At 66.2% G+C, this 14,254-nt stretch carries 13 protein-coding genes; 8 read left to right on the forward strand and 5 right to left on the reverse strand.

Going from position 1 to position 14,254, the window contains the following annotated elements:
- Positions 1-113: 113 nt before the first annotated feature.
- On the forward strand, positions 114-1,010 hold the full coding sequence (locus tag GNX71_RS06035) for a lysophospholipid acyltransferase family protein (protein ID WP_206177478.1): 897 nt from the start codon (positions 114-116) through the stop codon (positions 1,008-1,010).
- On the forward strand, positions 1,007-1,891 hold the full coding sequence (locus GNX71_RS06040) for a lipid A biosynthesis acyltransferase (protein WP_206177479.1): 885 nt from the start codon (positions 1,007-1,009) through the stop codon (positions 1,889-1,891). Before GNX71_RS06035 ends, GNX71_RS06040 begins: the two co-directional genes overlap by 4 nt.
- On the opposite strand, the gene GNX71_RS06045 is transcribed toward GNX71_RS06040, so the two are convergent.
- Positions 1,892-2,806 carry an alpha/beta hydrolase gene (locus tag GNX71_RS06045; RefSeq protein WP_206177480.1) on the reverse strand — a complete coding sequence of 305 codons (915 nt, stop codon included), beginning with the start codon at positions 2,804-2,806 and terminating at the stop codon, positions 1,892-1,894.
- Between the two features lie 83 nt (positions 2,807-2,889).
- Positions 2,890-3,648, reverse strand: a complete 759-nt coding sequence (gene yihA / locus GNX71_RS06050; RefSeq protein WP_206177481.1) for a ribosome biogenesis GTP-binding protein YihA/YsxC — start codon at positions 3,646-3,648, stop codon at positions 2,890-2,892.
- A 70-nt stretch (positions 3,649-3,718) separates the two neighbouring features.
- On the opposite strand from yihA, the gene GNX71_RS06055 reads away from it, so the two are divergent.
- The 5 genes from GNX71_RS06055 to GNX71_RS06075 all read left to right on the forward strand — a co-directional run bounded on the left by GNX71_RS06055 (position 3,719) and on the right by GNX71_RS06075 (position 9,829).
- Positions 3,719-4,390 carry a c-type cytochrome gene (locus GNX71_RS06055; protein ID WP_206177482.1) on the forward strand — a complete coding sequence of 224 codons (672 nt, stop codon included), beginning with the start codon at positions 3,719-3,721 and terminating at the stop codon, positions 4,388-4,390.
- A 115-nt stretch (positions 4,391-4,505) separates the two neighbouring features.
- A complete protein-coding gene (locus GNX71_RS06060) occupies positions 4,506-6,677 on the forward strand; it encodes a cytochrome c biogenesis protein ResB (protein WP_206177483.1) in 2,172 nt (723 codons plus the stop codon).
- Complete coding sequence (gene ccsB / locus GNX71_RS06065; protein WP_206177484.1) at positions 6,674-7,990, forward strand: c-type cytochrome biogenesis protein CcsB; 1,317 nt, start codon at positions 6,674-6,676, stop codon at positions 7,988-7,990. Before GNX71_RS06060 ends, ccsB begins: the two co-directional genes overlap by 4 nt.
- A 116-nt stretch (positions 7,991-8,106) precedes the next feature.
- Positions 8,107-9,120 carry a protein-methionine-sulfoxide reductase catalytic subunit MsrP gene (gene msrP / locus GNX71_RS06070; protein ID WP_206177485.1) on the forward strand — a complete coding sequence of 338 codons (1,014 nt, stop codon included), beginning with the start codon at positions 8,107-8,109 and terminating at the stop codon, positions 9,118-9,120.
- 49 nt (positions 9,121-9,169) lie between these two features.
- Complete coding sequence (locus GNX71_RS06075) at positions 9,170-9,829, forward strand: protein-methionine-sulfoxide reductase heme-binding subunit MsrQ (RefSeq protein ID WP_206177486.1); 660 nt, start codon at positions 9,170-9,172, stop codon at positions 9,827-9,829.
- Here the strand turns inward: GNX71_RS06075 and lysA are convergent, their stop codons facing one another.
- Positions 9,830-11,101 carry a diaminopimelate decarboxylase gene (gene lysA / locus GNX71_RS06080; protein WP_206177487.1) on the reverse strand — a complete coding sequence of 424 codons (1,272 nt, stop codon included), beginning with the start codon at positions 11,099-11,101 and terminating at the stop codon, positions 9,830-9,832.
- Positions 11,098-11,316, reverse strand: a complete 219-nt coding sequence (locus GNX71_RS06085) for a lipoprotein (protein ID WP_241027181.1) — start codon at positions 11,314-11,316, stop codon at positions 11,098-11,100. The genes lysA and GNX71_RS06085 overlap by 4 nt, the downstream gene beginning before the upstream one ends.
- 63 nt (positions 11,317-11,379) lie before the next feature.
- Between GNX71_RS06085 and cyaY the strand changes: the two genes are divergently transcribed.
- A complete protein-coding gene (cyaY, locus tag GNX71_RS06090) occupies positions 11,380-11,712 on the forward strand; it encodes an iron donor protein CyaY (protein ID WP_206177489.1) in 333 nt (110 codons plus the stop codon).
- A gap of 10 nt (positions 11,713-11,722) precedes the next feature.
- On the opposite strand, the gene GNX71_RS06095 is transcribed toward cyaY, so the two are convergent.
- Positions 11,723-14,134 carry a penicillin-binding protein 1A gene (locus tag GNX71_RS06095; protein WP_206177490.1) on the reverse strand — a complete coding sequence of 804 codons (2,412 nt, stop codon included), beginning with the start codon at positions 14,132-14,134 and terminating at the stop codon, positions 11,723-11,725.
- Positions 14,135-14,254: the final 120 nt, after the last annotated feature.

A 14,254-nucleotide genomic window follows, 5' to 3' on the forward strand; every position in this document is an offset into this window, starting at 1 on the left:
GCTTGTGGTTGTCGCCCTGCAAGTTGTTCCGTAACTCGGCGACAATTTGCATTCTATTCGAGCCGCGCAATACCATGCGCGCGCGTCCGTTTTTTGACTCCCTTTCCCGTTCAATGATCACCCTGTTTCGCCTGCTCGCCCGCGTGCCGATGCCGTTGATGCATCGCCTGGGCGCCATGCTGGGCTGGCTGGTCTGGTTCTGCGCGCCTGACTACCGCCGCCGATTCAAGGCCCATGCCGAAAGTGCGGGTTTCGCGCCCGGCCAATACCGTCCCGCCATCGCCGCCGCCGGCCACATGGCCTCCGAGCTGCCCTGGCTGTGGCTGCGTCCGCAGGGCGAGAGCGTGCTGCCGCGCGTGGTGCGTTGGGAAGGCGTCGAGGCCTTTGAGGCCGCCATGCGGGCGAAGAAGGGTGTGATCCTGGTCGCGCCGCACCTGGGCAGCTGGGAGATGTGCGGCCAGGCGATCGGCGAGCGCTTCTTCGAGGCCTTCGGGCCGATCACCGCGCTGTTCCGTCCGGCGCGCAAGAAGTGGATGGCCGACCTGATCGCCGCGGGCTCGCGCGACCGGCCCGGGCTGCAGACGCTGCCGACCAACAACACCGGCGTGCGCGGCCTGATCCGCACGCTGCGCAATGGCGGCTACACCGGCATCCTGCCCGACCAGGTGCCACCGGCGGGGCAGGGCGTGTGGGTGCCTTTTCTCGGCCGGCCGGCCTACACCATGACCCTGCTCCCGCGCCTCGCGCAGCAGACCGGCGCGGCGTGTTTCCTCAGTGTGTGCGAGCGGCTGCCGCGCGGCGCGGGCTACGTGATCCGCTTCGAGCCCATCGTGGGCACGGCGCTGACCGACCCGAACGCTTCGGTCGAAGACGCGGCCGCGGCGATGAACGACGGCATCGGCCGCCTGATTCGCAGCCTGCCCGGCCAGTACGTCTGGGACTACGCGCGCTACAAGGAGCCGCGTGCCGACCGGGCTGTTGCCACTGCCACCGGGGAGCAGACGCCATGAGCCTCAGCTCTCGACTCGGTATCGGCTTCATGCGGGTGCTGGCACCGCTGCCCCTGCCGCTGGTGCGCGGCTTCAGCAGGATCCTCGGCCGCTTGCTGCACACCATCGCCGTGCCGCGGCGGCGCGTGGTCGACAGGAACCTCGCCATCTGCTTCCCGGAGAAATCGGAGGCCGAGCGCCGCGCCATCGCGCGCGAGACCTTCGTCTTCGTCGCGCAGTCGTGGCTGGACCGCAGCTGGCTCTGGCATGCGCCCGAGAAGGTGGTGGCGAGCCGCCTGAAGATCGTGGGCTCGGCATCCGAGATCGCCGAGATCGCCGAGGGCACCGCGCCGATGATCCTGTTCGCGCCGCACTTCTATGGCCTCGATGCCGCGGCCACCGCGCTCACCATGCACACCGCACGCCCCTCGGCGACGATCTACACGACGCAGCGCGACCCGATGGTCGATGCCTGGATCCGCGAAGGCCGCACGCGCTTCGGTGATGTCGCGGCGCTCAATCGTGTGGACGGCATCAAGCCGGTGCTCTCGGGCCTGCGCAAGGGCGGCCTGCTGTACCTGCTGCCCGACATGGACTTCGGTCGCGACCAGACGATCTTCGTGCCGTTCTACGGCGTGCAGGCCGCGACCGTGCCCTCGCTCTCGCGCTTCGCGCGGCTGGGCAAGGCCAAGGTGGTGCCGGTGGTGGCGAAGCTCACGCCCGGCGGCTACGAGATCGAGGTGAAGTCGGGGTGGCAGAACTTCCCGACCGACGACGTCGAGGCCGATACCGCGCTCATGAACGAGCGGCTCCAGGGGTATATCGACGCGATGCCGTCCCAGTACTACTGGGTGCACCGCCGCTTCAAGACCCGCCCCGAGGGCGAGCCGAATATCTACTGATTACGCGTCGTGCTGCAGGAAGGCCTCGATCTCGCGCGCAACCAGCTGCGGCTGCTCGTGCACGATCCAGTGGGTCGCATTGGGCACCTTCTTGACCTCGAGCTTGGGCACGTATTCCTCGAGCCCTTCGAGCAGGCCCGGCAGCAGCGCCGCGTCGTCCAGCGCCCAGAACACGAAGGTCGGCACGTTCACCGTGAAGCGCTCGCGCGGCAGCACCGGGATGCTGTCGACGGTCTGGCCCGGCAGCGGCGGCTTCATCGGCGTCACGCGGTAGAGATTGCAGGCGCCGGTGAGACCAGCGCTCCAGACCTCGCGGTACTGCTGCTTCACTTCTTCGGTGAGCCAGCCGAAACCGTCGGGTCCGGCCTTCATCAGCGTGAAGAAGGGCCACATGCGCTTGAAGTCGTCGGCCGCGAGCAGCGCCTCGGCATCGGGGCGCGAGAGGAAGTGCATGTAGGCACTGGCCTGCTGCTGCGCCGGGCTGTTGCGCAGTTCGCGCGTGAAGGTGCCGGGGTGCGGCGAATTGATGATGACCAGCTTGCCGACCTGCTCCGGGAACGCGTTGGCGTAGCCCCAGGCGAAGGCGCCGCCCCAGTCGTGGGCGACCAGCGCGGCCATCGCGCCATCGGCGCTTTCGGTGGCGACGAGCTGCTGGATGTCCTGGATCAGCAGGTGCGCCTTGTATTCGGCCACCTCGGTCGGCGAACTGGATTTCTCGAAGCCGCGCAGGTTGGGCGCCACGCAGCGGTAGCCGCCGTGGGCGGGGTCCGCGAAATAATCGAGCAGTTCGTCCCAGATGAACGCGGCCTCGGGAAAGCCGTGCAGGAACACCATCAGCGGCTGGCCCGGCTTGCCGCTCGCACGGCAGCTCAGGGTGGTGCCGTTGGGCAGGCTGCGTTGGAAGGTCTCGATCATGCTTCTCGTCTCCTTGGGTTGACTGTCGCTATTGTTTTGATAGTGAACGAAGCAGGCGGGGCGGTCAATGCAGCCGTTCGGCCTCAGGTTTCTTCCGGTGGCTCCGGCTCTTCCTGCGGCTGCTGCGGTTCGGCCGGCGCAGCGCCGCCTTCCGGGTGCACCCACTGCCACAGCAGCTGGGCCGCGTCGCCGACGCCCTGCTTCTTCAGCGCGGAGAACAGTTTGACCTCGCCGCCGCCGGCCTGGAGTCGCGTGATCGACAGCACCTTGGCGCCCTCGCTGCGCGTGAGCTTGTCCGACTTGGTCAGCAGGATGAGGAATTTGAGGCCCTGCTGCACGCGCGGGCGGATCACATCGAGCAGGATCTCGTCGAGTTCGGTCAGGCCGTGGCGCGGATCGCACATCAGGACAACCCCTCGCAGGCTTTCGCGCGTCATGAGGTAGTTGCCCATCACGCGTTGCCAGCGCAGCTTGGCTTCCTTCGGCACGGCCGCATAGCCGTAGCCGGGCAGGTCGGCCAGCACCGCGTCGTCGACCTTCTGCTTGCCGATGCCGAACAGGTTGATGTGCTGCGTGCGGCCCGGCGTCTTCGAGGCAAAAGCCAGGCGCGTCTGCTGCGTGAGGGTGTTGATGGCGGTCGACTTGCCGGCGTTCGAACGGCCGACGAAAGCGATCTCCGGAAGGTCGACCGGAGGCAGGTGTTCCAGCTGCGGAGCGCTGGTGAGGAAGTGGGCGGTGTGCAGCCAGCCGAGGGCCACGCGCTCGCGTTCGGCGACCTGCGGGTCCGCGGCGGGGGCCGCGCGGGGAGGATAAGCGGCGGACTTGGCGCGCGGGGAGGTCATCAATGGGCTTTCGGAACGGGGCGCCATTGTAGAATCGCGGGGTTTTGCGCCATAAATCTAAGCCCCCGATATGAAGTTGTTTGCCAATATTCTGCTTGCAGCCCTCATGGGCGTCACAGCCAGCGCGAGTTTTGCAGCCGATGAACATGCAGCCGCCCCCGCAGCGGCAGCAGCCAAGCCGGCCAAGCCCGACCCCGCCAAGGGCGACACGGTGTTCAACGCAACGCCGGCCAACAGCCAGAGCTGCGCTTCGTGCCACAACGCCGACGGCAACTCGGCCATCGCGGCCAACCCGAAGCTGGCGCAACAGCATCCCGAATACATCCTCAAGCAGCTGCAGGACTTCAAGTCCGGCGCCCGCAAGAGCGCGATCATGAAGCCGCTGGCTTCGGCGCTGTCGGACGAAGACATGCGCAACATCGCGTGGTTCGTCGGCTCGAAGAAGGTCAAGACCGGCTTCTCGAAGGACAAGGACACCATCGCCCTCGGCGAGAAGATCTACCGCGGCGGCATCGGCGATCGCCAGATCCCGGCCTGCGCAGGCTGCCACAGCCCGAACGGCGCCGGCATCCCCGCCCAGTACCCGCGCCTGGGTGGCCAGAACGCCGAATACACCATTGCCCAGCTGACGGCCTTCCGCGACAACGTGCGCCTGAACAGCCTGCCGATGACGGGCGTCGCCGCCAAGCTCAACGACCGCGAAATCAAGGCCGTGGCCGACTACATCGCCGGCCTGCGCTGATTCCGCGCTTTCCAGCGTGAACTAACCGCCGACAACAACCCCAAACAAAGGGCGGGCCGATCCAGGAGGATGGCCCGCCCTTTTGCTTTTTCCTCCTTTTCCAGCGCCCCACCCGATGTCTGTCTCCACCCATGGCCTTCGCGTTCATCGCGGCCCGCAAGTGCTTCGCGCGGCGGTGGAGCTGTTCTCGTCGATGCGGTTCGCGATCGCGCTGCTCACCGTCATCTGCATCGCCTCGATCATCGGCACGGTCATCAAGCAGCACGAGCCGATCAACAACTACATCAACCAGTTCGGGCCGTTCTGGGCTGAATTCTTCCGGGCGGCGCGGCTCGATTCGATCTACAGCGCCTGGTGGTTCATGCTGATCCTGCTGTTCCTGGTGATCAGCACCACGCTGTGCATTGCGCGCAACACGCCGCGGATCCTGGTCGACCTGAAGACCTTCAAGGAAGACATCCGCGCGCAGAGCTTGAAGGCCTTCGGCCAGCGCGCCGAGAACAAGCTCGCCGAAACACCGGACGCGGCCGCCAACCGCATCGGCCAACTGCTGGTGAGCGGCGGCTGGAAGGTCAAGCTGCAGCAACGCGACGGCTCGGGCGATGGCAAGGCGGCGCCGGGCTGGATGGTCGCGGCGCGCGCCGGCGGCGCTCACAAGCTGGGCTACATCGCTGCGCACAGCGCGATCGTGCTGGTGTGCATCGGCGGCCTGCTCGACGGCGACCTCGTGGTGCGCGCGCAGACCTGGTTCAACGGCAAGAGCGTCTTCACCGGCGGCGGCATGATCGCCGACGTGGCGCCCGAGCACCGGCTCTCGGTCAACAACCCGACCTTCCGCGGCAACATCCTCGTGCCCGAGGGCGGGCAGGGCAGCGTGGCCATCCTGAACCAGGCCGACGGCGTGCTGCTGCAGGAGCTGCCGTTCTCCATCGAACTCAAGAAGTTCATCGTCGACTACTACTCGACCGGCATGCCCAAGCTCTTCGCGAGCGAGGTGGTGCTGCACGACCGCGAGACCGGCGCGCAGGTGCCGGCGCGCATCGAGGTGAACCATCCGGCCAGCTACAAGGGCGTGGAGATCTACCAGTCGAGCTTCGACGACGGCGGCTCCAAGGTGAAGCTCAAGGCGGTGCCGATGGCGGCCGCGGCCAAGCCCTTCGAGGTCGAAGGGATCATCGGCGGCCCGAGCACCGAGATCACCAACGGCAAGGACAAGCTCACGCTCGAATACGCCGCGCTGCGCGTGATCAACGTCGAGAACTTCGCCGACGGCGGCGCGATGGGCAGCGGCGCCGACGTGCGCAAGGTCGACCTGCGCCACAGCCTCGAATCGCGCCTGGGCGCGGCCAACAAGACCAACAAGCCGAAGGTGCTGCGCAACATCGGCCCGAGCATCGGCTACAAGTTGCGCGATGCCGCCGGCCAGGCGCGGGAGTACCAGAACTACATGGTGCCGGTCGACACCGGCGACGGCCAGCCGGTGTTCCTGCTGGGCATGCGCGAGAAGCCCGAGGACCCGTTCCGCTACCTGCGCGTGCCGGCCGACGAGCAGGGCTCGATGGACGGCTTCGTCCGCATGCGCACCGCGCTCGGCGACCCCGACACCCGCGCGCGCGCCATCGAACGCTACGTCGCCAAGGCGAGCGATCCGAAGCGGCCCGAGATGGCCGAGCAGCTGCGCGTGTCGGCCACCCGCGCGCTTGCGCTGTTCTCGGGCAGCGAGCGTGCCCGCGCCGATGCCACGACGGCCGGCGGCTGGCAGGCGATTGCCGAATTCATGGAAGTCAACGTGCCCGAGGCCGAGCGCGAACGCGCCGGGGCGGTGCTGGTGCGCATCCTCAACGACGTGCTGTTCGAGGTGCTCAACCTGAGCCGCGAAGGCGCGGGCCTTGCGGCCCTGCCGAGCGACGACAAGTCGCAGGCCTACCTCACCCAGGCGGTGCTGGCCATCAGCGATGCGCACTTCTACCCGGCGCCCGTCGCGATGATGATGACCGACTTCACCCAGGTGCAGGCCAGCGTGTTCCAGGTGGCGCGTGCCCCTGGGAAGAACGTCGTCTATCTCGGGTGTCTGTTGCTGATCGTCGGGATTTTTGCCATGCTGTACGTGCGCGAGCGTCGGCTGTGGGTGTGGCTCACCCCCGATGGCACCGCTTCAGGGGACAACGCAACGGCCGCCACGATGGCCTTCTCGGTCAACCGCAAGACGATCGACAGCGACCGCGAATTCGAGAATCTCAAGCACAAGCTGCTCGCGCTGAACAAAGCAGAACCAGAGACACCATGAACACCACGACCCTCACGCTCAATGAAAGCTGGCTCTCGCGCCGCAACCTGTTCGACTGGGTGTTCGCGGCGCTGGTGCTGGCCGGCGGCCTGTTCGCCTTCACCCGCTATGCGGGGTCGATGGACTATTACGAGAAGCCCATCCTCGCCGCCGCGGTGATCGCGATGATCTCCATCGGCTGGTTCTGGCGACCGCTGCGGGTGCTGACGATCGTGGTGGCTGCGGCCTCGCTGTTGGCAATCACGTCGTATCAAGGCGACCTGGCGCGCGCCGACTCGGTGTTCTGGCTCAAGTACTTCCTCTCGAGCCAGTCGGCCATCCTCTGGATGAGCGTGCTGTTCTTCATGAGCACGGTGTTCTACTGGCTCGGCTTCTTCGGCGGCAAGCAGTCCGACACCTTCGATGCGATCGGCTCGCGCCTGGCCTGGGCGGCGGTGACGATGGCGCTGATCGGCACCATGGTGCGCTGGTACGAAAGCCACCAGCTCGGCCCGGACATCGGCCACATCCCGGTGAGCAACCTGTACGAAGTGTTCGTGTTGTTCTGCTGGCTGACGGCCGCGTTTTACCTCTACTTCGAGGAGCGCTACAACACGCGCGCGCTCGGCGCCTTCGTGATGCTGGTGGTGAGCGCCGCGGTTGGCTTCCTGCTCTGGTACACGATCGTGCGCGAGGCGCATGAGATCCAGCCACTGGTGCCTGCGCTGCAGAGCTGGTGGATGAAGCTGCACGTGCCCGCCAACTTCATCGGCTACGGCACGTTCTCGCTGGCGGCGATGGTGGCGTTCGCTTACCTCATCAAGGAGCAGGCCACCGAGACCCGCTGGTACAAGCTCACGCCGATCTGGCTGCTGGGCGTGGCGCTGTGCTTCGTGCCGGTGGCGTTCCGCCAGCGCGTGCAGGAAGCCGGCGGCAGCTACTGGGTGATCTACGCGGGCATCTCGGCGCTGATCGCCGCGGGCATCCTGCTCGGGCGCAAGCGCATCGCGGCCCGCCTGCCGGCCAACGAGGTGCTCGACGACGTCATGTACAAGTCGATCACCGTCGGCTTCGCCTTCTTCACCATCGCCACCGTGCTCGGCGCCCTGTGGGCAGCCGACGCCTGGGGCGGCTACTGGAGCTGGGACCCGAAGGAAACCTGGGCGCTGATCGTCTGGCTCAACTACGCGGCCTGGCTGCACATGCGACTCGTGAAGGGCCTGCGCGGCACGGTGGCAGCCTGGTGGGCGCTCGGCGGCCTGGCGGTCACGACCTTTGCTTTCCTCGGCGTCAACATGTTCCTGAGCGGGCTGCACAGCTACGGCACGCTGTAGGCGCAGGTTCCGCGCCTTTCGCGAAGAATTGAAACCACGCGCCGCCATGGCGCGTAACCAAACCAGGGCTTGCCACGAACTACCCTGAGTACAACGATTCACGCGAAAGGCTTGTCATGTCGTTCCATTCCCGTCCGCACCGCCGCGACAACAGCGGTTTCATCCATCCGCTGTCGAGCGAAATCACGCCGCGGGCTGCTTACGAAGGTCGGCGCGACCTGCTCAAGCTGATGGCGGGCGGGGTCGCTGGCGCGGCGCTGGCCAGCTTTGCGGGGCGCGAGGCTTTCGCGCAAACCGCGGGCCCGCACAAGCTGGCGCTGCTGCCTGCCGTGAAATCGACGGTGCCCGGTGCGCAGACGATGGAAAAGCTCACCGACTACAAGGACGCGTCGAGCTACAACAATTTCTACGAGTTCGGCACCGACAAGGGCGATCCGGTCAAGAACGCCGGCACGCTGAAGACGCGCCCGTGGACCGTCGAGGTCGAAGGCCTGGTCAAGAAGCCGGGCAAGTACGGCATCGAGGACCTGCTCAAGCTGAGCGCGCAGGAAGAGCGCATCTATCGCCTGCGCTGCGTCGAAGGCTGGTCGATGGTCATTCCGTGGGTCGGCTATTCGCTGGCCGAGCTCATCAAGAAGGTCGAGCCGCAGGGCAACGCCAAGTTCATCGAGTTCGTGACGTTGGCCGATCCGAAGACCATGCCCTTCGTCGGCTCGCGCGTGCTCGACTGGCCCTACACCGAGGGGCTGCGCATGGACGAGGCGATGCATCCGCTCACGCTGCTGGCCTTCGGCATGTACGGCGAGGTGCTGCCCAACCAGAACGGCGCGCCGGTGCGCCTCGTGGTGCCATGGAAATACGGCTTCAAGTCGGCCAAGTCGATCGTCAAGATCCGCTTCGTCGAGAAGGAGCCGAGCACGGCCTGGAACAAGGCGGCGGCGCAGGAGTATGGCTTCTATTCGAACGTGAACCCGAACGTCGACCATCCGCGCTGGAGCCAGGCGACCGAGCGCCGCATCGGCGATGGCGGCGGGCTGTTCGCCAAGCGCAACAAGACGCTGATGTTCAACGGCTATGAAGCGCAGGTCGGCCAGCTGTATGCAGGCATGGATCTGAAGAAAAACTACTGAGGCGGGCGCGCACCCCTGCTGTTCGCGGGGGGCACGCGACCCGAACGCTATGAACAAGCTGCTGCTCCATCCCGCCGCCAAGCCCCTCGTCTTTGTGCTGTGCCTGCTGCCGTTCGCGTGGCTAGCCTACGGTGTGGCCGTCGAACAGTTGGGGCCCAATCCTCAGGAGTACCTGATCCGCGCGACCGGCGACTGGACGCTGCGCTTCATCTGCATCGTGCTGGCGGTGACGCCGCTGCGCGTGACAGCCAAATGGAATGCGCTCGCGCGCTTTCGCCGCATGCTGGGCCTGTTCGCGTACTTCTACGTGGTGCTGCACCTGCTGTGCTACAGCTGGTTCGACATGGGCTTCGAATGGGGCGAGATCGCCAAGGACATCGCCAAGCGGCCGTTCATCCTGGTGGGCTTCTCGGGCTTCGTGCTGCTGACGCCACTGGCGGCCACCTCGTTCAATCGTGCGATCAAGGCGATGGGGGCGAAGCGCTGGCAGATGCTGCACAAGCTGGTGTACGTGATCGCCGGACTGGGCCTGCTGCACTTCTTCTGGATGCGTGCAGGCAAGAACAACTTCGCGGAAGTGTTCGTCTACGTCGCGATCATCGCGGTGCTGCTCGGGTGGCGGGTCTGGAACTACGCGAGCAAGCGGAAGACGAAGAATGCACCCGCAGGCGCGCGCGGCGGCGAGAAGCCGCTGCGCAGCACCACCTAGTCAGGCCAGTTCGTTGCGCAGCTGGTCTTCCATTGTCTCGCGGCGACGGATCAGCGTGGCGCTCTGGCCGCTCACCAGCACTTCGGCCGCACGCGGACGCGTGTTGTAGTTGCTGGCCATGCTCATGCAGTACGCACCCGCCGACAGCACGGCCAGCAGGTCGCCGGCCAGCACGTTGAGCGCGCGGTCGCGGCCGATCCAATCACCGCTTTCGCAGACCGGGCCGACCACGTCGTAGGTCGGCGCGTCGCCCGCGCGGACGCGCAGCGGTACGATCCTCTGGAAGGCCTGGTACATCGCGGGGCGCGGCAGGTCGTTCATCGCCGCATCGACGATGCAGAAATTCTTGTCTTCGCCGGGCTTGGTGTAGAGCACCTCGGTCACGCACACGCCCGCGTTGCCGACGAGCGAACGGCCGGGCTCGATGACCAGCTTGCGCGCACCGAACCCGCGCGCGTCGAGCTTGGCGAGCAGTTGCTGCCAGAGGTCATCGGCCTTGGGCGGCACTTCGCCGTTGTAGTCGATGCCCAGGCCGCCGCCGAAGTCCAGGTGATGGATCGGCACGCCGGCCGCCTCGATGGCCTCGACCAGGTCGAGCACGCGGTCGCAGGCGTCCAGGTACGGCGAGGCTTCGGTGATCTGCGAGCCGATGTGGCAATCGATGCCGATCACCTCGAGGCCCGGCAGCTTCGCGGCGTGTTGGTACGCCTGGACCGCGCGGTCATGGGCAATCCCGAACTTGTTGCCCTTGAGACCGGTGGAAATGTAGGGGTGCGTCTTCGGATCGACGTTCGGATTGATGCGGATGCTGATCGGCGCGCGGCGGCTTTCGGCCAGTGCCACTTCGTTCAGCACATCGAGCTCGGCTTCGCTCTCGACGTTGAAGCAGGCGATGCCGGCGGCGAGGGCCTGGCGCATTTCCGCGCGGGTCTTGCCGACGCCCGAGAAGATGATCTTCTTCGGATCGGCCCCGACGGCGAGCACGCGGGCGAGTTCGCCGCCCGAGACGATGTCGAATCCGCAGCCTGCCTCGGCGAACACGCGCAGCACGCCGAGCGACGAATTGGCCTTCATCGCGTAGCAGATCAGGGCCTCGCGGCCCTCGAAACCGCGCTGGTAGGCGGCCAGCGCATCCAGCATCCATTGCTTCGAATAGACGAACAGCGGCGTGCCGTGCTCGCGCGCCAACGCATCGAGGGTCAACCCTTCGACATGAAGGGCGCCGTCGCGATGGGCGATGTGGGGGTGGCCGGGGAGGGAAGTGTTCGTCACTTGGGCGCTCCGCTGCCGGTGGTGGCTGCGGCCGGCGCGCTGCTGGCGGCGGCGGGCTTGGGTGCGGCTTGGTTGGAGGAGGCGCTGGAGTCGCCGGGGGTGATCAATTGCGGCAGGGTGGCCCGCTGAGCGGCTGCCGGATCGTTCGGCAGGTACAACGCACCGCGCTGGCCGCAGGCAGCGAGTCCGGCTGCCGCAGCGGCGATGCAAACCATGAGCACAGTGCGGCCGCGGGCGGTCACTAGAATTTGGCGAACATTCAACATAACGAAATTGTAATGACCGACACCGAGTACATGGACCGCGCCGAATCAGCGCTCGCTGCGATCGAGCAAGGCTGCGATCGCATCAACGACGCGACCGACGCCGACATCGACAACCAGCGGGTGGGCGGGATGATCACGATGTCCTTCCAGAACGGGAGCCAGTTGATCGTGAACCTGCAGAAGCCGCTGCAGGAAATCTGGTTGGCCGCGCGCTCTGGCGGCTACCACTACCGGCACGATGGCCAAGCCTGGGTCGATACGAAGACAGGCGAGGAGTTCTTCGGCAACCTCTCGCGCGAAGCTACGCTGCAGGCAGGCCAGCCGCTGGAGTTCGCGGCCGCCTGATTCGCTGTCGTCAGTTCCGGAAGAGATCCAGGATGCGGTTGCGCTCTTCCGGCGGTGCCGGTGGGCTCACCGGCGCACCGGTCAGGGCTTCGGCCGGCGCCACGGGCGCTGCGGCTTCCACGCCGAGGCTTGCCACGCCGCGGCCTGGCGCGTAGTCGTCGTAGTACCACTCGCCGCCGACATTCACGATGCCCGAGGGCGGCGTGGTGGACAGGTCGGTCACGGGCACGCCCTTGATGGCGGTCTCCATGTAGTTGATCCAGATCGGCAGGCTCAGGCCGCCACCGGTTTCGCGGTCGCCCAGGTTGCGCGGCGTGTCGTAGCCGATCCACGAGATGGCCGTCATCGTTGGCTGGAAGCCCGCGAACCAGGCATCGAGCGAATCGTTGGTGGTGCCGGTCTTGCCATAAAGGTCGACACGCTTGAGCATGGCCTGTGCCTTGGCCGCGGTGCCGGCGCGGGCCACGGAGTTGAGCAGCGTGTCCATGATGAAAGCGTTGCGCTGGGGAATGGCGCGGCTCGCCTCGTTGAGCAGCGTGGGCTGCTTGTCGACCAGCAGCTTGTCCTTGTGGTCGGTGATGCGGGTCACGAGGTACGGGTTGACGCGGTAACCGCCATTGGCGAACACCGAGTAGCCCACCGCCATCTGCATCGGCGTGACGGCGCCTGCGCCCAGCGCCATCGGCAGGTAGGCGGGATGCTTGTCCTTGTCGAAGCCGAAGTTGGTGATCCATTCCTGCGCATAGCGGGTGCCGATGGACTGCAGGATGCGGATCGACACCAGGTTCTTCGACTTCATCAGCGCGGTGCGCATCGACATCGGGCCGTCGTAGCCGCCGCCGTAGTTCTTGGGCTCCCACGGCTGGCCGCCGGTGGTGCCGGCATCGAAGAAGAGCGGGCCGTCGTTGATGACCGTGGCGGGAGTGAAGCCCTTTTCGAGCGCCGCAGAGTAGATGAAAGGCTTGAAGCTCGAGCCCGGCTGGCGCCACGCCTGCGTGACGTGGTTGAACTTGTTTTTGCCGAAATCGAAACCGCCCACCAGTGCCTTGATCGCGCCGTCGCGCGGGTCCATGGCGATGAACGCGCCTTCCACTTCAGGCAGTTGCGTGATCTCCCAGGTGTTCTTGGGCGTCTTCACCACGCGGATCACCGCGCCACGGCGGATCTTGATGTTGGGCGGTGCCTTGTCGGAGAGGCCCGACTGCGCGGGCTTGAGGCCTTCGCCGGTGATCTGCACCGGGTCGCCGTTGCCGCGCACGGCGGTGATTTCCTTGGCGTTGGCCTTGAGCACCACGGCCGCCATCACGTCGCCGTTGTCGGGGTGGTCGGTGAGTGCGTCGTCGACGGCTTCGTCGAGGTCCTTGTTGTCGGCCGGCAGGTCGACGAATTTCTCGGGGCCGCGGTAGATCTGGCGGCGCTCGTAATCCATGATGCCCTTGCGCAACGCCTTGTAGGCCGCCGCCTGGTCGGCCGCGACCAGCGAGGTGTAGACCTTGAGGCCGCGCGTGTAGGTGCTGTCGCCGTATTGCGCATACATCAGCTGGCGCACGGTTTCGGCGACGTATTCGGCGTGCAGGCGATTCGGGTCGGCGGCGTCGCGCAGATGCAACTCTTCCTTCTTGGCTTCGGCTGCCTGCTCGGCGGTGATGAAGCCGGCCTCTTGCATGCGGTCGATCACATAGAACTGGCGGCCGCGCGCGCGCTGCGGGTTGTTGACGGGGTTGTTGGCGCCCGGTGCCTTGGGCAGGCCCGCCAGCATGGCGGCCTGTGCGATCGTCAGTTCCTGCAGCGGCTTGCCGAAATACGCTTCCGACGCGGCGGCGAAACCGTAGGCGCGATTGCCCAGGTAGATCTGGTTCAGGTAGATCTCGAAGATCTGGTCCTTGGTGAGCAGGTGCTCCAGCTTGAAGGTCAGCAGCACCTCGTAGACCTTGCGGGTCAGCGTCTTCTCGGAACTCAGGTAGACATTGCGTGCCACCTGCATCGTGATGGTCGAGGCGCCCTGGCTTTTCACGCGGTTCAGGTTGGCCAGGCCGGCGCGAACCATGCCCTTGTAGTCGACGCCGCCGTGGTCATAGAAGCGCGAGTCCTCCGCTGCGAGCACCGCGTCCTTCACCACCTTGGGAATGGCGGCGATCGGCGTGAGGTTGCGGCGCTCTTCGCCGAACTCGCCGATCAGCGTGCCTTCGGCGGAAAAAACCCGCAGCGGCAGCTTGGGCCGGTAGTCGGAAAGCTCCGAGATGTCCGGCAGGTTCGGATAGGCGACAGCCAGTGCCACCGCGACCACGCAGAGGACCGACAGCACACCGGCCGCGGCGATGCCGAGCCCCCAGAACACGAAGCGCAGCAGCCATCTGAGCCAGGCTGGGCGTGCGGGAGGAGGGGTCTTGGCTGGCCCTTTGGGGCGTGAAGTTTCTTGCATGAGGGCCCGGAGAGTCACCGGACATTATAAAAAGCCGTCCCCTGGGCGCGATCCGATCTTTGTTTCGCTGTGCAGTCCTAATCCAAAAGTTACAGAATGCGGCTTTGACGTCAGGTTTTG

The organism is Variovorax sp. RKNM96, from assembly GCF_017161115.1.
GTDB lineage: Bacteria > Pseudomonadota > Gammaproteobacteria > Burkholderiales > Burkholderiaceae_C > Variovorax.